This window comes from Halorarius litoreus (genome assembly GCF_024362405.1).
GTDB lineage: Archaea > Halobacteriota > Halobacteria > Halobacteriales > Haloarculaceae > Halorarius > Halorarius litoreus.
In genome coordinates this window covers 66,421-89,404 of sequence record NZ_CP101454.1, presented here as the reverse complement: position 1 = coordinate 89,404, position 22,984 = coordinate 66,421, and the positions used below count along the sequence as shown (strand labels likewise).

General features: G+C 68.0%; 23 protein-coding genes. 12 read left to right on the top strand and 11 right to left on the bottom strand.

Translation table 11 applies throughout. From position 1 onward, the window contains the following. Positions 1-58: 58 nt before the first annotated feature. Positions 59-793 (top strand): proteasome assembly chaperone family protein, encoded by a 735-nt coding sequence (locus NL126_RS00480; protein WP_255196934.1) that lies wholly within the window; start codon positions 59-61, stop codon positions 791-793. A gap of 33 nt (positions 794-826) precedes the next feature. Here NL126_RS00480 and NL126_RS00475 read toward each other — a convergent pair whose 3' ends face one another. Then, on the bottom strand, positions 827-3,262 hold the full coding sequence (locus NL126_RS00475; RefSeq protein ID WP_255196933.1) for a glycoside hydrolase family 15 protein: 2,436 nt from the start codon (positions 3,260-3,262) through the stop codon (positions 827-829). A 141-nt stretch (positions 3,263-3,403) separates the two neighbouring features. Here NL126_RS00475 and NL126_RS00470 point away from each other — a divergent pair, with 141 nt between their 5' ends. Continuing rightward, positions 3,404-4,240 (top strand): aldo/keto reductase, encoded by an 837-nt coding sequence (locus NL126_RS00470; protein WP_350355473.1) that lies wholly within the window; start codon positions 3,404-3,406, stop codon positions 4,238-4,240. Between the two features lie 24 nt (positions 4,241-4,264). Here the strand turns inward: NL126_RS00470 and NL126_RS00465 are convergent, their stop codons facing one another. After that, positions 4,265-5,212, bottom strand: a complete 948-nt coding sequence (locus NL126_RS00465; protein ID WP_255196932.1) for a hypothetical protein — start codon at positions 5,210-5,212, stop codon at positions 4,265-4,267. A gap of 95 nt (positions 5,213-5,307) precedes the next feature. Here NL126_RS00465 and NL126_RS00460 point away from each other — a divergent pair, with 95 nt between their 5' ends. The 4 genes from NL126_RS00460 to NL126_RS00445 all read left to right on the top strand — a co-directional run bounded on the left by NL126_RS00460 (position 5,308) and on the right by NL126_RS00445 (position 8,028). Continuing rightward, positions 5,308-6,309 carry a DNA-methyltransferase gene (locus NL126_RS00460; RefSeq protein ID WP_255196931.1) on the top strand — a complete coding sequence of 334 codons (1,002 nt, stop codon included), beginning with the start codon at positions 5,308-5,310 and terminating at the stop codon, positions 6,307-6,309. A 34-nt stretch (positions 6,310-6,343) separates the two neighbouring features. Then, entirely contained in the window at positions 6,344-7,021 is a 678-nt protein-coding gene (locus NL126_RS00455; RefSeq protein WP_255196930.1) for a type I 3-dehydroquinate dehydratase, read from the top strand. 64 nt (positions 7,022-7,085) lie between these two features. After that, entirely contained in the window at positions 7,086-7,493 is a 408-nt protein-coding gene (locus NL126_RS00450; protein ID WP_255196929.1) for a DUF7575 domain-containing protein, read from the top strand. Between the two features lie 199 nt (positions 7,494-7,692). Beyond that, the gene (locus tag NL126_RS00445; protein WP_255196928.1) at positions 7,693-8,028 is read left to right on the top strand and encodes a DUF7344 domain-containing protein; all 336 of its coding nucleotides are present in this window, start codon (positions 7,693-7,695) and stop codon (positions 8,026-8,028) included. 32 nt (positions 8,029-8,060) lie between these two features. Here NL126_RS00445 and NL126_RS00440 read toward each other — a convergent pair whose 3' ends face one another. Together NL126_RS00440 and NL126_RS00435 are read right to left on the bottom strand one after the other, a co-directional pair. After that, entirely contained in the window at positions 8,061-8,936 is an 876-nt protein-coding gene (locus NL126_RS00440; protein WP_255196927.1) for a hypothetical protein, read from the bottom strand. Positions 8,937-9,134: 198 nt separating this feature from the next. Further along, a complete protein-coding gene (locus tag NL126_RS00435) occupies positions 9,135-10,295 on the bottom strand; it encodes a 3-dehydroquinate synthase II (protein WP_255196926.1) in 1,161 nt (386 codons plus the stop codon). A gap of 105 nt (positions 10,296-10,400) precedes the next feature. Between NL126_RS00435 and NL126_RS00430 the strand changes: the two genes are divergently transcribed. Further along, positions 10,401-11,078, top strand: coding sequence for an HAD family hydrolase (locus NL126_RS00430; protein ID WP_255196925.1), 678 nt, complete (start codon positions 10,401-10,403; stop codon positions 11,076-11,078). 24 nt (positions 11,079-11,102) lie between these two features. Here the strand turns inward: NL126_RS00430 and NL126_RS00425 are convergent, their stop codons facing one another. Next, positions 11,103-11,621 (bottom strand): DUF6789 family protein, encoded by a 519-nt coding sequence (locus NL126_RS00425; protein WP_255196924.1) that lies wholly within the window; start codon positions 11,619-11,621, stop codon positions 11,103-11,105. Between the two features lie 97 nt (positions 11,622-11,718). On the opposite strand from NL126_RS00425, the gene coxB reads away from it, so the two are divergent. From coxB to NL126_RS00405, 4 genes are all read left to right on the top strand, one after another. After that, positions 11,719-12,477 carry a cytochrome c oxidase subunit II gene (gene coxB, locus NL126_RS00420; protein ID WP_255196923.1) on the top strand — a complete coding sequence of 253 codons (759 nt, stop codon included), beginning with the start codon at positions 11,719-11,721 and terminating at the stop codon, positions 12,475-12,477. Then, positions 12,474-15,011, top strand: a complete 2,538-nt coding sequence (locus tag NL126_RS00415) for a cbb3-type cytochrome c oxidase subunit I (protein WP_350355472.1) — start codon at positions 12,474-12,476, stop codon at positions 15,009-15,011. The genes coxB and NL126_RS00415 overlap by 4 nt, the downstream gene beginning before the upstream one ends. A 2-nt stretch (positions 15,012-15,013) precedes the next feature. Further along, positions 15,014-15,283, top strand: coding sequence for a cytochrome C oxidase subunit IV family protein (locus NL126_RS00410; RefSeq protein ID WP_255196922.1), 270 nt, complete (start codon positions 15,014-15,016; stop codon positions 15,281-15,283). 82 nt (positions 15,284-15,365) lie between these two features. Next, on the top strand, positions 15,366-16,514 hold the full coding sequence (locus NL126_RS00405; RefSeq protein WP_255196921.1) for a sensor histidine kinase: 1,149 nt from the start codon (positions 15,366-15,368) through the stop codon (positions 16,512-16,514). A 17-nt stretch (positions 16,515-16,531) separates the two neighbouring features. Here the strand turns inward: NL126_RS00405 and NL126_RS00400 are convergent, their stop codons facing one another. The 6 genes from NL126_RS00400 to trpC form a co-directional block, all read right to left on the bottom strand. Next, a complete protein-coding gene (locus NL126_RS00400) occupies positions 16,532-17,248 on the bottom strand; it encodes a DUF7546 family protein (RefSeq protein WP_255196920.1) in 717 nt (238 codons plus the stop codon). Next, entirely contained in the window at positions 17,245-17,670 is a 426-nt protein-coding gene (locus tag NL126_RS00395) for a hypothetical protein (RefSeq protein ID WP_255196919.1), read from the bottom strand. The genes NL126_RS00400 and NL126_RS00395 overlap by 4 nt, the downstream gene beginning before the upstream one ends. 80 nt (positions 17,671-17,750) lie before the next feature. Further along, the gene (locus tag NL126_RS00390; RefSeq protein WP_255196918.1) at positions 17,751-18,545 is read right to left on the bottom strand and encodes a 2-amino-3,7-dideoxy-D-threo-hept-6-ulosonate synthase; all 795 of its coding nucleotides are present in this window, start codon (positions 18,543-18,545) and stop codon (positions 17,751-17,753) included. 24 nt (positions 18,546-18,569) lie between these two features. Next, positions 18,570-19,412 carry a tryptophan synthase subunit alpha gene (gene trpA, locus NL126_RS00385; protein ID WP_255196917.1) on the bottom strand — a complete coding sequence of 281 codons (843 nt, stop codon included), beginning with the start codon at positions 19,410-19,412 and terminating at the stop codon, positions 18,570-18,572. Continuing rightward, a complete protein-coding gene (gene trpB / locus NL126_RS00380; RefSeq protein WP_255196916.1) occupies positions 19,409-20,656 on the bottom strand; it encodes a tryptophan synthase subunit beta in 1,248 nt (415 codons plus the stop codon). The genes trpA and trpB overlap by 4 nt, the downstream gene beginning before the upstream one ends. Beyond that, positions 20,643-21,455, bottom strand: a complete 813-nt coding sequence (trpC, locus tag NL126_RS00375; protein WP_255196915.1) for an indole-3-glycerol phosphate synthase — start codon at positions 21,453-21,455, stop codon at positions 20,643-20,645. The genes trpB and trpC overlap by 14 nt, the downstream gene beginning before the upstream one ends. Positions 21,456-21,744: 289 nt before the next feature. Between trpC and NL126_RS00370 the strand changes: the two genes are divergently transcribed. Then, on the top strand, positions 21,745-22,947 hold the full coding sequence (locus tag NL126_RS00370) for a glycosyltransferase family 2 protein (protein ID WP_255196914.1): 1,203 nt from the start codon (positions 21,745-21,747) through the stop codon (positions 22,945-22,947). Positions 22,948-22,984: the final 37 nt, after the last annotated feature.

Sequence of the window (22,984 nt, the reverse complement as noted above, 5' to 3'; positions counted from 1 at the left end):
GGTGGTCGTGTCTCGGCCCGTGACACAGTCTTATCTGCCCGGCGCGTAACGGCTAGGTATGGCATACGTGGACGTGCACGCCGACCTCGACCTCGACTCGCCGACGCTCGTCGAAGGGCTCCCGGGCGCGGGGCTCGTCGGGAAGATCGCGGCCGATCACCTCGTCGAGCAGTTCGACATGGAGTTCGTCGCGAGCTGTTTCTGTTCCGGACTGCCGCGGGTGGCGGTCTACCGCGCGGACAGCAGCGAGACGATGCCCCCGGTGCGAATCTACGCCGACGAGAGCCGCGACCTGCTGGTGCTCCAGAGCGACGTCCCGGTCTCGCCCTCGCAGGCCAGCGAGTTCGCGGGCTGTCTCACCGGCTGGTTCGTCGACAACGACGTCTTCCCGCTGTTCCTCTCGGGGCTCCCCGAGGAGAAGGACGGCGTCCCGGAGGTGTACGGCATCGCGACCGGCGGGGCGGGCGACCGACTCGACGAGGCCGGCATCGCCCCACCCAACGAGGCCGGGCTCGTCTCCGGGCCCACGGGGGCGCTCCTCCACGAGGCGAACGTGCAGGGTCTGCCCGCGGTCGGCCTCATCGCCGAGACGGAGGCGCAGTTCCCCGACCCCGAGGCTGCTCGCGCCATCCTCACGAACGGCATCGCCCCGCTCACGGGTATCGACGTCGAGACCGACTCGCTCGTCGAGCAGGCCGAAAACATCCGTGAGGCGCGCGAACGCCTCGCCAAACAGGTGCAGGAGGGTGGCGACGAGTCGACCGAGGCGAAGGCGATTCGCGGGTTCCAGTAGTCACACCGCTTTCGAAACACATCGCGGCTTTTCTCAATCTGTACGCTGCGGTGGCGAACCGTTCCCTGGAACCGCTTCGGGTGGGCCTCGCTGCCCCCCGTCTGGAGCGTTCCGTTCCCGAAGCGCCCCCAGCACGCCGCCGTAGGAGTCCGGATTGAAATCGACGTCAGCGGGCGGCCACGCTTCGAGCGCGGCCATGTAGAACAGGATTTGCTCCCAGACGTGCGGCTGGGAGACGATGCTCCGTACCTCGCGGTCGCCCTGCTCGTTCGCCTCGACGGTCCACACCTCGCCCATGATGTTCGTGTCCGGGGTGGCGTGGTGGGTGGCGACCCACCGGAGCCCCGCTCTCACCTGGTCGAGGCTCCCCGGCCCCGACTCGCGCCGGGCTTTCGCCAGCGGCACCAGTCCCTTCGACTCGTAGAGGCCCGTCGTCCGGGTTCCGGCCTCGGGTTCGGCGAACGTCGTCGCGAGTCCCGCCCAGTCCGCGTCCATGTTCGACTCGATGCGCGGGTGGTCGAGCGGGTTCGCGGGGTCCGGACCCACGCTGGGTCGGTAGCCGAGCGGCCACGCCATCTCGCTGAACACGAAGCCGGCGTTCACCGGCCCGTACGCACCCACCTCCTCGTCGTAGAGTTGGGCGTCGATGGCTTCGGCGAGTTCGTCGCGCCGCTGACGGTAGCGACTCGCCGTCGCCGCCTTCCCCAGCGCCTCGGCGGCCGTCGTCGCGGCGTCGAGCCCCTTCCACACAGTCCCCGCACCGATGACGGTCTGTTTCGGCTCCGGCACGTCGTCCTCCCACGCCCGACACTGGAGGCCAGTCTGCGGGTCACGACACTCGACGAGGTAGTCGGCGGCGCGCTCGATGGCCGGCCACACCGAACGCAGGTACTGCTCGTCGCCCGTCACGGCGTAGTGGTCGTACAGCGTCCAGATGCCGTAGCCCGTCTCGTCGATCTCGTACGGGATGGGCCCACCGGGGACGCCGTCGGCGTAGTAGTTCATCGCCCAGTTGCCCGGAGGGATGGCGGGGTCCGGGTATGCCCTGGAACTGCCCTGCTGGACCCGGGCGTAGAACCGGTTGTGCTGTTCGACCCAGTCGTGTTTGCCGAGCGCCGACAGCAGATAGTTGAAGTACGCGCCGTCACGCGGCCAGTCCTCTCCGTAGGGGGACTGCGTGGCGATGGATGCGACGATGGTGCCGGTCTCGGGGTCGAACGCCTGCACCAGCGTCACGAGCGCACGGGCCGCGAGTGCTCGAACGTCGTCGTCGGTGTCGGGGAGTGGCGCGTCCCCGAGCTGGTCGTCGAACCAGTCGGCCTTCTCTCGGCGAAGTTCGGACGCCGACCGCTCGCGCACCGAAGCGAGCGTCTCGCCGATGCCTCCAGTGTCCGCGGCGGCGGCGAGCAGGACCGTCGCGGTGCCGCCATCGGGATCCACAGGTCGGGCGAGAGCCGCCGTACTCTGTCCGGCGACGCGTCCGTTGCCCGAGAGCGGCGTGCCGTCGCTCGCGTCGTCGTAGGCGTCGACCGCGGGGCCGGCCAGTCCCGTGGGTCCCGCGGCCTCCTCGTAGGCGTCACCGCCGACCTGGTGTTCGGCCGACGCGGCAGCGAACCCGAGCGCGACGGCGACGCTCTCCGCCTCGCCCGTCGAGTCGTCGACGCCGACCTTCTCGTGGACGACGGCATCGAGCGACGGGTCGTACCGGGTGGCGTCCGCGTTGGCTTCTTCGAGACACCAGTCCGTCACGGGGAACCGCGAGAGCTTGCTGACGACCGGGTTGACGTTGGCGAACGCGAGCAGCGTGGTCGCGGCGACCGGCGAGTCCGACTCGCGCTCCACGGTCACCTCGCGGACGAGCGCGTCCGCGTCGGCGGCGACCACGTCGTGAACCTCGACGGCGAGCCCGAGGTCGTCGTGGCGGTAGCTGGTGACGACGGTGTCCGACCAGTCGTCGGCGTATCGCTGGTCGCTGTCCCACGCGCGGAGCCACTCGGTGTGTGTCTCTCCACTCACTCGGGCCCGAAGCCCGAGGAACGACCCGGCGTTCGGCGCGGCGCCGTAGTGGTCGGCCGAGCGGTCGGTCGCGTAGTACTTCACCTGGTCGTAGAACGACGGGCGCGGCCACTTGCAGACCGTCACCGTCCCCCGGCTGTTGAGCGCGACGGAGAGCCCCTGATTGCCCGTCTGTGCGTTGATGTCCGTCGGCCCGTACAGCTCCTTGCCGCCGTTCGGGTAGTAGCACTGCTCGGGGTTCTGTATGTTCTCGTCGCTCGGTATCATCGCGCCCGGGAGCGTTCCCCGCGCGCCCGGAACGAGGTGCCGCGGGACCGCGTCGGTCTCGGCGGCGACCCGCGCGTACGGGTCGGTACGGTCGTCGCGCGCCACCGCTCGGCCGGTGAGTGCCCCCACGCTCACGCCCGCGGCGGCCGCCCGGAGGAGCGACCGTCTGGTGAGTCCATCTCGCATGCGGTGACGTGTCACGCAGCCGTCCCTCTCGTTTCTGCCGGCTATCTGTGGACATTCAAAACGTGTTGAGAGTTGCAGAGTTGCGGAAGACGGGTTCCGCGCCCGGAACGCCTTTTCCCTGGAGCGCCGTATCCGACGCCGATGACACAGGACCAGTCGCAGCTCACTGTACCGGAACGACAGGGAATGCCCGCACTCGGGCTCGGTACCTGGGAGAACGACGACGCCGAGCAGTGCGCCGAGTCGGTTCGGACTGCCCTGGATACGGGGTATCGACACGTCGACACCGCCCAGATCTACGGGAACGAGGCGGCCGTCGGTGACGGCATCGCGGCCGCCGACGTCGACCGCGAGGACGTGTTCCTCGCGACGAAGGTGTGGATCTCGAAGCTCGCGCGCGAGGACGTGCTCTCCTCGACCGAGGAGAGTCTGGAGAAGCTGGGCGTCGACTCCGTCGACTTGCTGTACGTCCACTGGCCGTCCCGGACGTACGACCCCGAGGAGACGCTGGGGGCGTTCGCGGACCTGCGCGACGAGGGGAAGATCGAGCGCATCGGGGTCTCGAACTTCGAGCCGGAACACCTCGACCGCGCCGCCGAGGTGCTGGGCGAGATGCCGTTCGCCAACCAGGTCGAGATGCACCCGCTGCTCCAGCAGGAGGAACTGCGCGAGTACGCCGACGAACACGGCGTCGAACTGGTCGCGTACTCGCCGCTGGCCCGCGGGAAGGTGTTCGACGTGCCCGCCATCCAGGCGGTCGCCGAGAAACACGACGCGAGCGAGGCGCAGGTGAGCCTCGCGTGGCTCCGCGAGAAGGGTGTCACGACCATCCCGAAGGCGACGAGCGAGGCCCACATCCGCGACAACTGGGAGAGCCTCGGCGTCGACCTCGACGACGAGGACGTGAGCAAGATCGACGCCATCGAGCGGACGGACCGCCGGGTCGACCCCGACTTCGGCCCGTCGGCGTGGAACTGAGCGGGGAACGCTCTCTCGACTTTCTCAGAACGTCCCGACGCCACCCATTGCTTCGAGATACACGGCCACGTTGACGGCGACGTGGTAGCAGAACAGGGTCACGACACCGACCCACAGCGACGCCGTCCGTTCGTGGGCGTAGGCGGCGACGGCGACTGTCCCGACGTACAGGCCCCACCGGAGCAGCGTCGTCGCCGCGGTGAACTCGGTCGCTACACCGACGATTCCCACCACACCGACGACGAGTACGGGGACGTACCAGCCGCGAACGACCGTCTTCGGGTCGGTCGCTCCGGCGCCGCGGTACGCGATGCCGGCGGTGAAGCCGACCGCCGCGGCGACGAGCGCCAGCAGAAGGAACAGCCCCAGGGACTCGGGGCTTGGCCGCGCAAGCGACGGCGGGTCCATCGCCCGGACGATACCGACGACGAACACGGTGAGGCCGACGGCGTGTCCCGGGTCGACCAGCTCTCGAAGCGTCCGCTGGACGGCCCCGAGGTAGAGCAGGCCGTACGCGAGCGCCGCGAACACCGCCGGGACGAGGGTGACCCACGCGAGGAACGCGACGCTCATCGACGCGCCGTAGGAGCTGCGGACGACCTCGCTCACCGAACTGCCGAGGAGCCCGTGGGCGACGAGCGCGCCGATTGCAACGAGGCCGACCGACAAAAAGGGTGTGACGGCCCCGGTCTCCCGGTCGTGTGTCGGCAAGCCCAACGAGAGCGAGACGCCAGTGACGCGGAGGTAGACGACCGTCGCCAGCAGCGTTCCGAGGCCGTGGACGAGTATCGGCCCCAGCAGGAACGGGTCGCCGAGCGGGCGGGGCAGCGCAACCGACAGCGGTTCGTACAGCAGGCTGACGCCCGCCGTCCAGAGGTTGACGGCGAACAGGAGGAGGAACAGCCCGCCGAGCGTGACCGCTTCGGGGTCGCGGTGGTAGAGAGTCGTCGAGACGCGAGGTTCGAGGGACACGAGCGCGAACATGTCGTCGGAGCACAAGAAGTTACGCTACAGTTCGTGGGTCGAGACCGCAAGACCCGTAACAGCCCCCACCATCGGCCAATCTGATGGAGACGCACCACGAGGTCCGAATCGGCGACGCGCGCGACCTCGCCGTCGACACCGTGGACCTCGTGGTCACCTCGCCGCCGTACCCGATGATCGAGATGTGGGACGACTGCTTCACCGAGCAGGACTCCCGCATCGGGACGGCGCTCGCCGAGGAGGAGGGCGACCGCGCCTTCCAGCTGATGCACGACGTACTCGACGAGGTGTGGGCGCGGCTCGCTTCGGTCGTCAGGGAGGGCGGCATCGTCTGTGTCAACGTCGGCGACGCTACCCGCAACCTCGACGGGTTCCAGCAGTACCCGAACGCCGCCGAGATCACCCGCCGGATGCGCGCACAGGGGTTCCGAACGCTCCCGGACATCCTCTGGCGAAAACCCACCAACAGCACGGCGAAGTTCATGGGGAGCGGGATGCTGCCCACCAACGCCTACCCGACGCTCGAACACGAGCACGTCCTCGTGTTCCGCAACGGCGGCACCCGCGAGTTCCCGCCGGGGGACGACGCCCGCTACGAGTCGGCGTACTTCTGGGAGGAGCGCAACGAGTGGTTCTCCGACGCCTGGGAGGTCCGAGGGCGGCGACAGGCGCTCGGTGGCGACGGCCGCGACCGCTCGGGGGCGTTCCCGTTCGAGATTCCGTATCGGCTGATCTCGATGTTTTCAGTCTACGGCGACACCATCCTCGACCCGTTCTTGGGCACCGGCACCACGTCGCTGGCGGCGCTCGTCGCCGGCCGCAACTCCGTGGGCTACGAGCGCGACCCCGAACTCGTCGAGTCGTTCGCGACCGCCGTCGAGCGAGCGCCCGCCCTCTCGGAGACCGTGGTGAACGAGCGGCTCGACGCCCACCGCGCGTTCGCCGCCAACGAAGACCTCGGCTACGACGCCGACAACTACGCGTTCGGCGTGAAGACGGGAATGGAGCGGCGCATCCAGCTGTACGCCGTCGAATCGGTCACTCGTACGGACAACGAGTGGACCGCGCAGTACCAGCCGGTGTAGCCGCCTTTTTGCGCTTCGGGTCGGAGGAGCGAGTATGGAGTTCGACGCCTTCCGGCTGGCCGCCTCGACCGCGGACCTCGACGAGGAGCCGGCTGCCCGCGAGCACGCCGACCTCGTGGAGTTCCGGATGGACCTCGCGGCCGCGCCGCTCGACGCGCTCGACGCGTACGACGGCACGCTACCACTGCTGTGTACCAACCGTCCGACGTGGGAGGGTGGCGAGTGCGAGGCGAGCGAGGCCGACCGGCTCGCGGCGCTCGAAACCGCCGCGGAACACCCCTCGGTCGAAGCTATCGACGTGGAGCTCGCGGCCATCGCCGAGGGCGCGCAGCCGACGCTCGACCACGCACACGACCACGGCGCACAGGTCGTCGCCTCGGTCCACGACTTCGAGAGGACGCCTGCTGGGGACGACCTCGCGCAGCTCGTCGCCCGCGCCACGGCCGCCGGCGACATTGGAAAGGTCGCGGTCACGGCCGACGACCGTGGCGACGTGCTTCGCCTCCTCTCGGTGACGGACGCGATCACTCGCGAGGGCGGCACCGCCGCGACGATGGCGATGGGCGAGGCGGGTCGGCACTCGCGCGCCGTGGCACCGCTGTACGGCTCGTGTCTCGGCTACGCGCCGGTCGACCCCGCGAACGCGACGGCCCCCGGCCAGTACGACCTCGCGACGCTCGACCGCCTCGTCACGGAACTTGGGGGACGCTGAGGCCGAAGCTGACGGCCGTCACACGGGGGTTTATCAGTCGTCGTCGCGAAACATCCGGCAAACAATGCCGACGACGCGTCGACGCTGGGTCGCGGCCATCCTCTCGCTCGCGCAGCCCGGCGTAGGCCATCTGTACCTGCGGGAGTGGAGCCGCGGGATGACGTGGTTCCTCCTGTGGGCCGCCACCGCGCTGTTCGCCACCGGCATCTCGACGGCGCCCGCACTCACCGTGGCCGGCCTCACGGCGTTCGTCGACCGGTTCGTCACGTCGCTGGCGACGCTCGACTCGGTCCAGTCGCTCGCGCTCGCGGCCGTCACTGGGTTCGCCGTCGTCGACGCCTACTGGCTGGCGGTGCGACACGAGGAGCGGACCAGCCAGGGGCCGACGTGTCCCGTCTGTGGCAAGGAGGCCGACCCGTCGCTCGACTTCTGTCACTGGTGTACGACCGAACTCGAGTGGGAGTACCGCTGACTAGGTGGTTGCTCCTCCGTGCGCGCGTTGGGTAGGACGGCCTACTCGAGACGCGGGTTGGTATCCGTTGACGTATTTGAACGCCCGGAGTACACAAGCCACAGGACGATGCCTCCAGGAGCCTACCAACACTGCGTGGGAGAGTGATGCACCAGCACACAGATAGCGTAACCAAGCTGCACAGGGGTGGGGGAGGGTCGTGACGAGCGACCTCGAACGACAGACGCGAGTCGACACGGCGTTGACCGCGCTCGCCAGTCGCGAGCGCCGCCGACTGCTCTACGACCTCTGGACGGAGGACCAACTCAGTATGCACGAGTCGGCAACGGTTGCGGCCAACGGGAGTGGCCGTGACCTCGACGACCTCCGGACCGAGTTACACCACGTCCACCTGCCGAAACTGGTCTCCGCCGGGTACGTCGACCACGACGAGGCTACCGGCATCGTGACGACGGGGCCGAACTTCTCGGAGATAGAGCCGCTGCTTCGACTGATGTCCGCTCACGCCGACGAACTGCCGGATGGCTGGCTCTGAGTCGATGACGGCACGACCCCGGCGCGCGTAGCTCAGAGCTCGTCGCCAGCGATCCACTCGTCGGGCCACGGTGCGTCCTCGTCGAATTCGTCCTCGGGTGTCGCGTTCGGCTCCGGTGGCCACGGCGCCTCCGGGTCGGGGTGGGTCTCGCTCCCGCCATCGGGTCGGGTACCTGCCGGTCCCCCGTCCTCGTCGTTCTCCGCGTCGTCACCGATGATCTCGGCGTCGGTCGTCTCGCCGACGGGGTCGAGACTGAACCTCTTCGCGTCCGGCACGCTGGTCGGGTCGATGACTCGGAGGTGGGGGCGGTCCGGCTCGGCCCCGCGCGGTAGCGATAGCGGCTCCCCCGGCACGTCGAGCGAGCCGTCGACGATCGTGGGTCGGGGCCACTCGTCACCATCGGCCGCTCGCTCGCTGTCGCGGGCCGGTTCGTCGGCGTGGACGGTTCGCTCGCGTGTCCGTGCTGTCACCGCCGTCACCAGCGCACGCCCCCGGTCGAGCCAGTGGGTCCCGCCGAGGTCCTGTAGACTCTCGGGGGACCGCCGACGCGCCCGACGCAGCTGGACCACGGCCATCGCTCCGACGACGGTGAGCGTGACCGCGACGCTCGTCAACGCCCACCCGAAGCTCTTGTAGAGTCCCAGCACCTCGTGGAGGGGTGGCATCGGTGGAGGCCGAACAGCCGGCGGGATAGCGAGCCAGCCCGCCCGAACGTACTGGAACTGGTCGTCGAGCGCGATGAGTGCGTACACGCCGAAGTAGGTGAAGATGCCCGTGCGTTTGAGCACGCTCGTGTCCAGCGGCTCGGTCGCGGCTTGCACCTGCTCACGGCGTCGGCTGATCGGCTCGGTGACGCGGTCGATGCCCAAGTCGACGGCAGTGTCCGTGTCGGTATCGGACGAACTCACGCGAGCCCTCCATCGGCAAGCGCCAATCGGGTCGGCGGTCGGTGCGTCGGATGGAGACCCTGCGGTCCTCGACGCGAACTCGTCATTGCTCTCTCGTGGTGCGCCGCCGCGCTTTGTTATGCCCCGCGTAAAAAACTGCGTCGCAGCCGGAGTGGTTCAGTCGCCTGCCGACCGCCAGACTGCGCTACTGCCTGCTGGTTACTTCTCGATGATGCTCTCTTCGACGGCCTCGCCGAAGTGGCGGGCCGTGTCCTCGTAGTAGACGAGCACCTCGTCGCCAGCCTGGAGGTCCGTCACCGCCTTGCGACCCTCCTCGGTGGCGACCTTGATGGTCTCGGCGTTCTGCAGCAGCGTCTCGATGCGGTCGCCGCTCTCGGTCTCGGCCTCGATGCGGAACATCGGCCGGGACTCGATCTTCGAGCGGCCGACGATGGACTCGCGGGTGTGCCCCTCGGTGTCGACGATCTGCACCTCGTCGCCCGACTTCAACTCGGCGAGGTACTTCGTACCGCCGCCGGGCGTCCGGATGTACGCGTGGACTGCCCCCGCGTTCACGCGGAACGGGCGGGAGGCGACGTACGGCGAGTCGGCCGTCTCGGCGTGGACGAAGAACAGCCCTCGGCTCATCGAACCAACGAGCATCCCCTCGTCGTGGTCCATCATCGTCCCCGTGTCGACACACACTCTGTCCGCGGAGCCGGTCTGCTCGACGGCCGTCACGGTCGCGTACTGGAGGTCGAGCGACTCGCGCTGGCTCTCGTCGCGCACGTCGACCGTGGCGCGAATCTCGTCCGGTGAGTCGGTGTCGAGGAGGACGGCGTCCGCGCCGAGTTCGAGCGTCTCGAACGCCGTTTTGGCCTCCTCGGCGGTCTGGACGCCCGCGACGAGGTCCGTCTCCGTTCCGATGCGCGCGATGAGGTTCTCGAGCGGGATGATCTTCCAGTCCTCGCCGACGACGAGCGTGTAGTCGGCGTCCTTCGCGGCTTCCTCGGCGAACGCCTCGTAGTCCTGATTGAAGATGCGGACGTACGACGCCTCCGCCTGGTCGCGGCGCAGGGTCGTGAGGTCGGCGCTCCCCGAGAAGTCCGAGGGGAGGTCGACGGTGCCGTCGCCCTCGCCGCCCTTCCCGACGACGCGGATGTCGGGTTCGGCAGTCGACTCCTCGGCGTCCATCACGTGGACGTCGTCGCCGGTGAACGCGGCGACCGTCACCTGCCCGAGCTCGCGGACGCGCTCGACGTCGCGCTCGTCGACGAGCACCACGTCGACACCCGCCTCGAGTCCGGCGGTGATACGCTTGCGTCGGGCGTCCCAGTCGCCGACGGCGTCGTCGGCTTTCAACCAGATAGACCGTGTCATGTCTCCGCGTGTGCGGGGCCGAGTATAAAGCGTGGCGGAAGGTGCACGTGGGCCGTTCACACGTCGGCCGAACCCTTATCCCGCGTAGGGGGCCTACAGGGGACAATGAGTCCTCCATCCGCGGTCTGTTTCGACCTCGACGACACCCTCCTCGAGTACAACCAGGACCCCGACGACGTGCTCGACGCGGCACACGCCGCCGCGGGCGTCGGCCGGTTCTGCTCGCCGGACGAACTCCGGTCGATGGCGACCGACGTCGGCAACGTCCGCGACGACCACGAGTTCCTCACGCGACTGTTCCGACTCGCTGCCGACCGCTACGGCGGGCCGACCGAGAGCGCCGAGACGCTCGCGCGCACCTACGAGAACGCGATCGACCACAGCGACGTGTCGTTCCGCCCCGGTGCGGAGGCCGCCCTCGAACTCGCCCGTGAGCACGGCCCCGTGGGCCTCATCACGAACGGGTCGCGGCGCACGCAGACTCAGAAGTTCGACGCGCTCGGCCTCCACGACGCGTTCGAGACGACCGTCTACGCGGGGGAGGAGACGGCTCCGAAGCCCGCGCGCGACCCGTTCGACCGCGCGCTGCTCGACCTCGGCGTCCGGCCACAGGAGACGCTGTACGTCGGCAACTCGATGCACCACGACGTCGCGGGCGCGAAGGGTGCGGGACTGCAGGCGGCGTGGTACCCGGGTCGACGCGACCACGGGAGCGAACCGGGCGAGCACGCGCCCGACTACACGTTCGAGACGCTCGCGGAGCTGGCATCGGTTCTGTCGTAACGTAAAAACGAGGGGCTGCCGCGCTCAGACCAGCGTGTCCGGACGGTTCGAGAAGTAGTCGAACACCGCGCCCAGCGTGAACCCGTAGAACACGTGCGCGAAGAAGGTGATGACGAGGTACGCCACGAGCAGTAGCCCGGCCTGTCCCGTGTAGAACGACGGTGCGAACCCCGTCCAGAGGACGAACCCGAACGTGACACCCTTGATAGCGAAGCGGTCGCCCGGGAGGTAGCTCCCGATGGAGGCGAGCAGGAGCGGCCAGACGGTCATCCCGCCGAGCAGGAACACGATGTAGCCGATAGCCGAGAGGTTCGAGTCGAAGAGGATGGTCGCCCCGGCGAGTTCGGCGACGACGGTGAACGCGTCCGTGTCGAACGCGCCGAGCGACGAGCCGATGAGCAGCCCGACCGTCAACACGACTGTCCCGACCAGCCCGCCGAGGGCCCCGATGAGCCCGTCCGTGACGACGCCGAACAGCCGGTCGAAGTCCGGGGCCGTCTCGGTCGTCTCGACCTCGACAGCCTCTGTGTCAGTTTCTGTCATGGGGTACCGTAACACCCCACATGGTAAAAAACGTTCCGTGGAACCCGTACCCCACGGCCCGAAACTGATAAGGCTTCGTGAACTGATTGCATTTGCCATGACAGGGACTCTCAACCTCGCGCGCCTCCCCGTCAGCCTCCAGGGCGGGGGCATCGTGCCGCGGGGGAGTCGAGTCGAGGTGTTCAGCCAGATCTTCGACGTGTTCCTCGTACTGGGGACGCTCGTGGGTGTCATCGTCATCGGCTACATGGTGTACAACGCGTACATCTACCGCGACACCGGCGACGGTGACGACTACGACGACGACCGCCCCGAACTGGGCGAGATTCCGACCGGTGGCGGCAAGGGCGGCAAACTGTTCCTCTCGTTCGGGCTCAGCGCCATCGTCGTCGTCTCGCTCATCGGCTGGACGTTCGGCACGCTGCTGTACGTCGAGGCAGCCGAACCCGTCGAGAGCGACGATGCCATCACCGTCGAGGTCGAGGGGTTCCAGTTCGGCTGGTCGTTCACCTACCCGAACGGCCACCAGGCCAGCACGCTCCGCCTCCCCGCGGACACCCCCGTGAAACTGGAGGTGACGTCACGCGACGTGTTCCACAACTTCGGCATACCCGAGTTGCGGGTGAAGACCGACGCCATCCCCGGCCAGACCACCGAGACGTGGCTCATCACGGACGAGCCGGCCGAGTACAAGGCCATCTGCTACGAACTGTGTGGCACCGGCCACTCGTTCATGCAGGCGAACGTCGTGGTGATGGAACAACAGGCGTACGAGGAGTGGTACGCGGGCACGACGAACAGCAGTGAGAACGCGAGCCGCGTGACGGCACCCGCGGCACTGGAGGCAGAGCCATGAGCGACGAGACGAAACGCACCGACGGTGGCGAGGCGACCGCAGCCGGCGAACTGCCGGCTGCAGACGAACACGCGATGCCCGGGCTCGGCACCATCGAGCGCTGGGTGACCACGACGAACCACAAGGACGTCGGCATCCTCTACATCGTCACGTCGCTGTTCTTCCTGCTGTTCGGGGGCGTCCTCGCGCTGCTCATCCGCCTGCAGATGTGGGTTCCCGGTGGGCTCCTCCTGGATGGACTCTCGTACAACCAGACGGTCTCCACGCACGGGCTCATCATGGTGTTCTGGTTCCTCTCGCCGTTCGCCTTCGGGTTCGCGAACTACATCGTCCCGCTGCAGATCGGCGCGAAGGACCTCGCGTTCCCCCGGCTGAACGCGCTCTCCTACTGGCTCTACCTGTTCTCCGGCGTCCTGCTGATGATCTCGTTCTTCCAGGGCGCGACGTTCTCCGGCGGGTGGACGATGTACGCGCCGCTCAACATCCCGGTGTACACGCCACAGATCGGGGCGTCGATGGCCGTCCTCGCGTTGCTGATGTTCACCGCGAGCGTCACCGTCGGCGGTGTCAACTTCATCACCACCATCCATCGCATGCGCGCGAAGGGGCTGACGATGTGGAAGATGCCGCTGTTCACGTGGTCGATCCTCCTCACCGTCTGGATGATGCTGTTCGCGTTCGCGGCGCTGCTCGCGGCGCTCGTCATCCTCTCTGCGGACCGACTGCTGGGGACGACTTACTTCGCCGCGACGGGTGCGGGTGGCTCGCTGCTGTGGGCCCACCTGTTCTGGTTCTTCGGCCATCCCGAGGTGTACATCGTGTTCTTCCCCGCGCTGGGGGCGATGGCCGAGATCTTCCAGACGTTCACCGGGCGGCGGCTCGTCGGCCGAAAGTACTTCATCGGCGCGATGCTGCTGGTCGCGATTCAGTCGTTCGCGGTCTGGATGCACCACATGTTCCTGACGGCCATCAACCTCCAGATCAAGACGCTGTTCATGGCGACCACCATCGGCATCTCACTCCCGTTCGACCTGATGGTGTTCGCGCTCATCTACACGATGTTGAAGGGGAAGATACGCTTCAAGACGCCGTTCCTCTTCGCGTTCGGCGCACTCGTGTTGTTCATCCTCGGCGGCATCACGGGCGTGTTCCTCGGCGCGGTCGTCCTCGACTACGAGCTTCGGGGCACCTACTGGGTCGTCGCGCACTTCCACTACGTGATGGTCGGCGGCGTCACCGGGCTCATCGGAGGCATCTACTACTGGTACCCGAAGATAACGGGGAAGATGTACGACGAGTTCCTCGGCAAGGTGCAGTTCGTCATGTACTTCGTCGGGTTCAACCTCGTCTACTTCCCGATGTTCGTCGTCTGGGAGACTCCCCGACGGGTGTTCGACTACCCCGTCGAGTTCATCCCGTGGCACCGCGCCGCGACCGTCGGCGCGTTCCTGCTCGGCACCTCCTTCCTCGTGATGCTGTACAACTTCTACCAGAGCTACTTCACCGGGGAGGACGCCGCGGACAGCCCGTGGGCGTACGCGACGACTGCAGAGTGGGCGGTTCCGTCGCCCCCGCCGCTCGAGAACTTCCCCGGCATCCCGTCGTACCTCAAGGGGAAGCTCTCGTTCCACGACAGCCCCGCTGACCTCGCCGCCGCTGACGGCGGGGCGACCGCCGACGGTGGCGTCGTGGTGTACGACGACGCGCACGACCACGGCCACGAGGAACACGAGGACCACACGAGCATCTGGCCGTTCGCGACCGGCATCGCCTCGCTGGTCCTCCTCGTCGGGCTCTCCGGGCTCACCGGTGGGTCGTATCCCGAGGGGATGACCGGCTCGGTGTACATCGCGTTCACCGTCGCGGGGACGGCGTTCCTGCTGTACACGCTCACGAAGATGACGGCCGAGCAGTTCACCGGCCCGACGATGGAGTTCGCCGAGCGCTGGCCGTTCGAGGGCGTCAGCAACATGAAGACGGGGATGTGGGTGTTCCTGGCGTCCGACGTCGTGCTGTTCGGCGCGTTCATCGGCTCGTACGTGTTCATCCGCGTCGCCGAGGGCTGGACGACCTGGCACCACCTCATCCCAGAGGAACACGTCACGATGCCGGGGCTCATCAACACCTACCTGCTGTTGACGAGCTCCTTCGCCGTGGTGCTCGCGCTCGTCGCCGCCGAACGCGGCAGCCAGCGCGGGGTCATCGCGGGGCTCGTCACGACGGTGCTGCTCGGCCTCGGCTTCCTCGCCAACAAGGCGCTGGAGTGGAACCACCTGTTCCACGTCCACAGCGAGGCGTTCCCCAACGGCTGGGAGATCTCGACGAACGTCGCGTCGTCGACGTTCTACCTCACCACGGGGCTCCACGGCGCACACGTCATCGTCGGCCTCATCATCGCCACGTACATGATCTGGCGGGCACGGAACGGCGCGTACGTCAACGGTGACGAGGCGCCGCTAGAGCACTTCGGGCTCTACTGGCACCTCGTCGACATCGTCTGGCTGTTCCTGTTCCCGCTGTTCTACATCCTGTAACCATGAGTCACCTCAAACTATACACCGTGATATACGTCGTACTGTTCGTGCTGGCGACCGTCCAGGCGCTCGTGGAGGTCGTGGGCCTCCTCGAGAGCGTCTACTGGACGGCGTTCGGCATCATCATCGTGCTGTCGTTCGCGAAGGCGCTCGTCGTCGCGGGCTACTACCAGCACCTGCGGTGGGAGCCGCGCTCCATCTCGACGCTGTACGGGATGGGCCTGCTCGGCGCCCTGGCGCTGACGCTCGCCGCGTCGTACTCGATTCTCTGACTCTGAACACGGGTTAGTTTCAGTATTTTCCAAATCCGATGTTATTATTGTCACTCCAGTAATACCATTGGGTGAAGACACCGTGGCCAAGTCCGTCACGAGCCAGATACGCCGCGTCGGACGGATGTTCGCGCTCGATGACCCACGGTACCCCCGGGTCGGGGTCGTCTACTCGATTACGGCGGCGTTCATCATCCTCGGTGCGAACGGGTTCCTGCTGGCCGCCGAGCAGTCGGGGAACGAGCTCGCGAAGTTCCTCGGGCTGCTCCTGCTCGCCGCGCCGGTGGTGTACGGGATGCAACGCCTCCTCCCCCGAGAGGACTCGGTCGAGACGTTCGACTACGTCGTGGGTGTCGGCCTCGGGTTCTGTCTCTACGGAATGCTCGTCGCGGCGATCGTGGTCACCGGGCATCTGCTGGGCGAGGGGAGCGCGCTGGACGCGAGTTTCGTCATCCTGACCGGTGGGCTCGGCGGGCTGGTCGTCGGCCTCCCTGTCGGCTACGGCTACGGGAGTCTGCTCACGGCGAAACAGGAGGTCCAGACCCAGCTCCGTCGGAACGCGACCGTGACGATGCGCATCTCCGTGCTCCACCGCGCACTGCGCCACAACATCCGGACGCACGTGAACGTCGCCGTCGGGCATCTCGAACTCCTCGACGAGACGCTGTCGACGGCGGAGACGCGCCAGCACCTCGAGACGGCACGCAGGCACCTCGACCGGCTCGAATCGCTCTCGAACAACGCTAACCGCCTGAAGCGTATCTGGTCCGTCCAAGAGTACCGCGAGCCGACACCGATCCGCGAGCTCGTGGTCGAGGGGCTCGAGGCGGTCGCCGAGCGGTATCCGACGGCGGAGGTCGACATTCAGGTTGCAACCGACGCTCGTGTCGTTTGCCACCCGTTCGCCCACTGGGCCATCGAGGAGGCCGTCCGGAACGCGCTGCTCCACAACGACCCGGCCACGACTTCGGTCACGGTTCAGGCGTACGAGCGGGACGACCACGTGGTCGTCGAGGTCAACGACGACGGCCGTGGGATTCCCGACCTGGAGACCTCGGTGTTACAGCGCCCAGAGGAGACGCCGCTCGCCCATGGCCTCGGACTCGGCATGCAGGTCATCTACTGGGTGCTTCGCGAGTCGGGTGGCACCGTGGAGTTCTCCGAGCGCGTGTCGGGCGGTACCCGGGTTTCGATGTGGTTCCCGACCGATTCGAACCCGCCCCACCAGTAGTAGTTGACCAACGACGGCTACCGCCGTGCCGGCCACCACAGCGCCGCGACCGCCACCAGGAACGCCGCCGTCGAGAGGTCGAGCGAGTAGCCGGTCACCGCCGAGAGCGTCGCCGCGCTCGCGCCGGCGAACACCGACGTGACGAGCGGGAACGCACAGCCCACACACGAGAGGAGGCCGACGACGCCCGCGCCCGACGCGAGTGAGAGCGCCGAGAGGCGCGTGTACAGCAGGTACGAGAGCGCGGCGTAGCCCACGACCCGGTAGGGGACGAAGTAGAGGTGGTAGTCGCCGACGACGTACGCGAGCCGTGGGCCCCAGCCCGGCGCCGACAGCGAGAGCTGGAAGCCGGCGAGGTGTGCGTGCTCGCCGGCGTGTGCGCCGAGTGGGAGCCCGACGAGGCCGGTGACGACCGCGAGGACGAGCCCGTAGGCGACGGCGACGAGCGCCGCGACGGCTCGGCGGTGGTCGGCCGCAGCGAGGTCGCCGTCGACCGAGAGGAAGCCCGCGATGACCCCGACAAACGACCGTTCGCCCGCGGGCGAGCTCGCACGCAGGAGGACGAACAGCCCGACGTTGATCCAGACGAACGGGTAGAGCACGTACCGGAGGCGGGAGACGCCGCCGACGGTCAGGAGATACGTACCGAGTGCGAGCGCCTCGACGGCGAGGATGCCGACCCACAGCGGCCAGTCGCGCGGCAGGTCGACGCGCAGCGCGTCGACGGTGCTCATACCACCAGGTTCACCATGATGGCGACGACGGCGGCGAACCCGACCATGACGACCGCCTCGAACAGCCCCCACGCGGCTGGTCGGCCGCGCGAGCGGGCGGCGTTGTAGACGCCGACGAACAGGTAGCCGCCGAGGACGAGGGCGCCGAGTGCTGCGAGCGCGACACCGAACATGCCGGCGCCCGGAAGCGACGTGTCGCTGACCCACAGCACCGCCAGCCCGCCGAAGCCGAGCGACAGCAACAGGAACACCGCCGTCCACGTCGCGGGGCTCGATTTCACCCGGTTCCACCGCTCACCGACGCTCTCCGCCTCACCGACGACGTACGACTGCCAGCGACCGAACCGGAGTACCGCCCCGACGACCACGAGGACGAGAACGGTCATCAGCACCGCCGACGCCGTGTACGCGAAATCAACCATGGTAGAGGTACCCGTGACTACTGGTGACAATATCTGCGGGCCTAATAAATCCTCGCCGTCTCGGGGGGCAGTTTCGAGTCTCAGATCTCGACGGCGAGCCCCGCGCGTTCGAGCGCGGCGTCGACGCTCGCGTCGTCGTGGACGATGGCCGACACCGCTCGGGTGATGGCCTCGGGGTCGTCGTGCTGGAAGATGGAACGGCCCATCGAGACGCCGGCGGCGCCGCCGTCCATCGCACCGCGCACCATCTCGACGGTGTCCCGGTCGGTGCCGCGCGAGCCGCCAGCGATGACGACCGGCAGCCGGGTGGACTCGACGACGTGCTGGAAGGTGTCGCCGTCACCGGAGTAGCCGGTCTTCACGACGTCTGCACCCAGCTCTTCGGCGAGGCGAACCGCGTGGCCAAGCGCCTCGGGGTCGCTCTCGTCGACACCAGGGCCGCGCGCGTACGCCATCGCGAGGACAGGCATGCCCAGTCGCGTGGCCTCGCTGGTGAGCGCTGCGAGGTCGGCGATCTGGTCGGGTTCGTGGTCGGAGCCGACGTTGATGTGGAAGGAGACGGCGTCGGCGCCGACGCGGACGGCCTCTTCGACGGTGCCCGTCCGGCGTTTGTCCTCCTCGTCCGGGCCGATAGTCGTCGAGGCATTCAGGTGGGCGATGAACCCCTTGTCGTTCTTGTTCGGGTGGACGCGGCGGGCGATACCCTTCTGCGTGAGGACGGCGTCGGCGCCACCGCGCGTCACGGCGTCGATGGTGCCCTCGATGTCCTTCAGGCCCTTGACGGCGCCCATCGTGATACCGTGGTCCATGGGGACGATGACGTACCGGCCCCCTGTTGCGATGCGTTCGAGTCGTGCGGCGATACCGGGTTCCATTGTGTTATCGTGTGGCATGTCCGTTCAAGTTCGTTCCGGTCCCGGCGCACGTTGCGCGCCGCCGGCCACCGCGCCCTCTTTGAGTTCGCGTGCCTTCGCTTCGAGCCGTGCAGCGACCTCCGCCACCGGGTCACCGTTTTCGTGGCCCACCGCCACGATGTCGACGAGCGCGCTCCCGACGATGATGGCGTCCGCGCCGCCGGCGACGATGTCGCGGGCGTGCTCGCCGGTCTTGATGCCGAAGCCGACGGCCTTCGGGAGGTCGTACGCCTGCAAGCGGTCGAGGCTCTCCGTCGTCTGGCCGCTCACGTCGTCGCGGGCGCCCGTCACGCCGAGTCGCGCCTGCACGTAGAGGTAGCCCGAGGAGAGCGAGGCGAGCCGTTCGAGCCGCTCGTCGTTCGTCGTGGGCGCGACGATGAACACGAGGTCGAGGCCGTGGTCGGTACACGCCTCGCGCAGGGGGTCGGCCTCCTCGGCAGGCAGGTCGGGGACGACGAAGCCGTCGATGCCCACCTCCTTCGCCTTCCGGACGAACGGCGCGGGGCCGCGTTCGTCCCCGTACTGGTAGATGAGGTTGTAGTAGGTCATACAGACGAGCGGCACGTCGACGTCCAGCTCCTCGACGAACTCGAAGTAGCGCTCGACGGTCATGCCGCCCTCCAGCGAGCGCACGATGGCGCTCTGGATGGTCTTCCCCTCGGCGATGGGCTCCGAGAACGGAAGGCCGAGTTCGATGATGTCGGCACCCCCGCGTTCGAGCGCCTCGACGTACTCGATGGACGACTCGTAGTCGGGGTCGCCCGCCGCGAGATACGGGATGAACGCCGGGCCGTCCTCGAAGGCCGCGGCGATGTCGGGGTTGCTCATCGCTCGCCTCCGCGCTCGTCGAACACGTCCATCGACGGTGCCCCCTCGATGGCCCGCGAATCGGTCTCCTCGATGACCGACTCGAGGTCCTTGTCCCCCCGCCCGGAGACGTTCACGACCACGATCTCGCCGACCACCTCGGGGTCTGCGTCCTCCAGATAGGCGACGGCGTGCGCGGATTCGAGCGCAGGGATGATACCCTCCTCGCGCGAGAGTCGGTGGAACGCCTCCAGGGCGGCGTCGTCGTTCACGTTGACGGCGCGGACGCGCCCCTCGTCGACGAGGTGGGCGAGTTCGGGGCCCACACCCGCGTAATCGAGCCCCGAGGAGACGGAGTGCGACTCCATGATCTGCCCGTCGCGGTCCTGCAGGAGTTTGGTGCGTGCACCGTGGAGGACGCCCTCCGTGCCCGTCGACAGCGACGCCGAGTTGGGGGCGACGCCGCGCTCCTCGTCCACGTCGAGCGAGGAGCCACCGGCCTCGACGGCGAACAGCTTCACGTCACGCTCATCGACGAACTCCGAGAAGATGCCCATCGTGTTCGAGCCCCCGCCCGCACAGGCGACGATGGAGTCGGGCAGGCGGCCGATCTGTTCTTCGGACTGCCGCTTCGTCTCCTCGGCGATGACCCGGTGGAAGTCCCGGACCATCGCGGGGAACGGCGCCGGTCCCACGACCGACCCGATGACGTAGTGGGTGGTCTCAACCGTCGTTGCCCAGTCGCGCATCGTCTCGGAGATGGCCTCCTTCAGGGTGCCACGGCCCACGTCCACCGGGTTGACCTCGGCGCCGTTGATGCGCATGCGGAACACGTTGGGGCGCTGGCGGTTGATGTCGCGGCGACCCATGTAAATCTCGCAGGGCATATCGAGGTGCGCGGCGGCCATCGCCGTCGCGGTGCCGTGCTGGCCGGCGCCGGTCTCGGCGATGATGCGCTCTTTGCCCATGTACTTCGCGAGCAGACACTGCCCGAGTGCGTTGTTGAGCTTGTGCGCGCCCCCGTGCAGGAGGTCCTCGCGCTTGAGGTAGACGTCGAACTCGTATCGACTGGAAAGGTTGTCCGCGCGCTGGAGCGGGGTGGGTCGCCCCCCGAAGTCACGGATGCGCTCGCGGAACTCGTCCATGAAGCCGTCCTCGTTCTCGAGGACGTATCGCTCGTAGGCGTCCTGTAGCTCCTCGATGGCGGGCATGAGTGCCTCGGGCACGTACTGGCCGCCGTAGTCGCCGAATTTACTCTGAGACATGTGTGAGTCGGTGGGTGTTCTCGCGGACGTCGCCATACGCAGAACGCTCGCCGTTCTGCGTGCCTGATGGGTCCATGGACCCATCAACGTCCATGATTGCAGAGCCGACGAGGAGGGCGTCGGCCCCGGCGCGGCGCATCCGCGAGACGTCGTCTACCGTCGCTATGCCGCTCTCCGCTATCAGGGTCACGCCCTCGGGAACACTTGGTGCGACCGCCTCGAACGTCCCCAGGTCGACCTCCAGCTTGGCGAGGTCGCGGTTGTTCACGCCGACGATGTCGGCGCCCGCCGCCACGGCGGCTTCGACCTCCGCGACCGAGTGGGTCTCCACGAGCACCTGGAAGCCGCGGTCACGTGCCGCATCGATGAGGTCCGGAAGGTCGTCGCCGACGAACCGGGCGATGAGTAGCACCACGTCGGCCTCGACGACGTCCAGTTGCGCCTCGCGCACGATGAAGTCCTTCCGGAGGACGGGCACGTCCACGGCCGCGCGGACGCGCCGAAGCGTGTCGGGCGAGCCGCCGAAGTGCTCGGGTTCGGTGAGCACCGACAGCGCCGCTGCGCCACCGGCGACCATCTCCCGTGCGAGTTCCACCGGGTCGTCCCGGCGTTCACCCTCGGTCGTGGGGCTGGTGGGTTTCACCTCCGCGATGACGGGCACCCGCCCGTCGGCCTCGGCCGCAGCGAACGCCGCGGACAGCGACCGGGGCTCGACGGCCACTCGATCCTCACCCCCCACTCGTTCGTGGGCGGCATCGAGGATGGAGCGGACCGCCGGTGCCATCTCCTCAGTGTTCATTACTGTACACTACCGGACTGATTTGTACATAAGGCTTGCGTCGTGTGGCGGGTGCCGTTCGCGTGGCGCCGGCCGCGCGCGTCGAGATATTGGTTGGACTGCCGACCCGAGTATCGCCACCGTGCCCGGTTCTCACGCTCGTCGGCGAGCGGTGTGTGACCAGATTGCATGAGCACTCCACCTCGCCGCAGTCGGGCGATTGAACGGTGTTGAAACGGGTGAACCCGTGTGGAGTCACGGGAACGGTGGCCCCGGTTGAAGTGGGACTGGAGCGGCGTGTCGACGCGTGATGAACGCAGAACGGATCGGTCTCGTCGGGGTCGGCGGCGCGCTCGTCGTCGCCTGTATCGCCGTCGCGCTCCCCGGCCAGTTCGCCGGCCTTCCGGTTACGGGCTACACGGTGCTCGAACTGGTGCTCTGGTCGACGACAGCACTGTTCGGCGCCTCCGCGCTCCTCTGGGTCGCGTTGACCTACATCGTCGGTGCGGGCTACGAACCACCCGAACCGGCGTACGGCGGCGACGACATTCAGGTTCGGATCCTGACCGTGGCCGCCGAAGAGGTCGTGCAGGCCACGGTGGATTCGCTGCCCGACGAACTCACCGACCGGCACGTCATCGCCGAGGAGCCCATCGACGTGGACGGCGCAGAGGTCCACGTCGTCCCCGACGGGTTCGAGTGTGACGCCGTCCGCAAGGGCCGCGCCATCGAGTGGGCCCGTCGGACGCTCGACACCGACCGCGAGTTCGTGCTGTATCTCGACGAGGACAGCATCGTCGAACGGTTCGACGGCCTGCCGGACGCGGACGTCGTCCAGCTCCGCGAGCGCCCCCGGCAGACCGGGTCGACGCTCTCGTATCTCGCGGACGTCTTCCGGATGGGCGTCCAGCTCGAACAGCGCGCGTTCGCCCGTCTCCAGATCCCGCTGTTCGCGTGGGGTGGCGGCATCGCCGTCCGCTCCGCGCTGGAGGACGAGGTGACGTGGGACCGCGAGACCATCGTCGAGGACACCGCATTCGTCTGGGCCGCCGCGCGACAGTTCGACATCGAGTTCGCGCTCTCCGCGACCACCTGCCGGAACGAGGCGCCGCCGTCGCTCGTCGAGATCGTCCAACAGCGCCGCCGCTGGGCCGCCGGCAACATCGAGGCGACCGCGCTGCTCCCCCTCCACTACCGGGTGCTCGCCCGCGTCCGGAACTACGCGTGGGCACTCTCGCCCGTCGTGACGCTCGTCGCCGTGCCGCTCGCAGTGTTCGGCGTCACGGTCGTCTACGGAGGACTGTTCCTGCTCGCCTCGGCCGTCCTCGGGGCGTTCACCGTCTTCTGGTACCTCCGGGGGCTCCTCCACTACGGCGCCCGCGAACTCAAGTGGCTGGTCGCGCTCCCGCTGGTCCCGGTCGTCTCGCTCGTCCACTCGCTGGGGACCGTCGTCGGCATCCTCAACCCGCCGTCGAGCTTCCGCGTGACCGAGAAGGTCGGCGCACGGGAGTGACGCGAGCGGCGCGACTGCCGGCTCGACCCTGCCACCT

Bases quoted from the DNA above. Each gene is read 5' to 3' on its own strand.
- trpA (WP_255196917.1), bottom strand. From the start codon at position 19,412: ATGAGCAACCCCGACATCGCCGCGGCCTTCGAGGACGGCCCGGCGTTC.
- NL126_RS00470 (WP_350355473.1), top strand. From the start codon at position 3,404: ATGACACAGGACCAGTCGCAGCTCACTGTACCGGAACGACAGGGAATG.
- NL126_RS00370 (WP_255196914.1), top strand. From the start codon at position 21,745: ATGAACGCAGAACGGATCGGTCTCGTCGGGGTCGGCGGCGCGCTCGTC.
- NL126_RS00480 (WP_255196934.1), top strand. From the start codon at position 59: ATGGCATACGTGGACGTGCACGCCGACCTCGACCTCGACTCGCCGACG.
- trpB (WP_255196916.1), bottom strand. From the start codon at position 20,656: ATGTCTCAGAGTAAATTCGGCGACTACGGCGGCCAGTACGTGCCCGAG.
- NL126_RS00415 (WP_350355472.1), top strand. From the start codon at position 12,474: ATGAGCGACGAGACGAAACGCACCGACGGTGGCGAGGCGACCGCAGCC.
- coxB (WP_255196923.1), top strand. From the start codon at position 11,719: ATGACAGGGACTCTCAACCTCGCGCGCCTCCCCGTCAGCCTCCAGGGC.
- NL126_RS00430 (WP_255196925.1), top strand. From the start codon at position 10,401: ATGAGTCCTCCATCCGCGGTCTGTTTCGACCTCGACGACACCCTCCTC.
- NL126_RS00410 (WP_255196922.1), top strand. From the start codon at position 15,014: ATGAGTCACCTCAAACTATACACCGTGATATACGTCGTACTGTTCGTG.
- NL126_RS00475 (WP_255196933.1), bottom strand. From the start codon at position 3,262: ATGCGAGATGGACTCACCAGACGGTCGCTCCTCCGGGCGGCCGCCGCG.
- NL126_RS00400 (WP_255196920.1), bottom strand. From the start codon at position 17,248: ATGAGCACCGTCGACGCGCTGCGCGTCGACCTGCCGCGCGACTGGCCG.
- NL126_RS00435 (WP_255196926.1), bottom strand. From the start codon at position 10,295: ATGACACGGTCTATCTGGTTGAAAGCCGACGACGCCGTCGGCGACTGG.
- NL126_RS00395 (WP_255196919.1), bottom strand. From the start codon at position 17,670: ATGGTTGATTTCGCGTACACGGCGTCGGCGGTGCTGATGACCGTTCTC.
- NL126_RS00450 (WP_255196929.1), top strand. From the start codon at position 7,086: ATGCCGACGACGCGTCGACGCTGGGTCGCGGCCATCCTCTCGCTCGCG.
- NL126_RS00455 (WP_255196930.1), top strand. From the start codon at position 6,344: ATGGAGTTCGACGCCTTCCGGCTGGCCGCCTCGACCGCGGACCTCGAC.
- NL126_RS00460 (WP_255196931.1), top strand. From the start codon at position 5,308: ATGGAGACGCACCACGAGGTCCGAATCGGCGACGCGCGCGACCTCGCC.
- NL126_RS00425 (WP_255196924.1), bottom strand. From the start codon at position 11,621: ATGACAGAAACTGACACAGAGGCTGTCGAGGTCGAGACGACCGAGACG.
- NL126_RS00390 (WP_255196918.1), bottom strand. From the start codon at position 18,545: ATGGAACCCGGTATCGCCGCACGACTCGAACGCATCGCAACAGGGGGC.
- trpC (WP_255196915.1), bottom strand. From the start codon at position 21,455: ATGAACACTGAGGAGATGGCACCGGCGGTCCGCTCCATCCTCGATGCC.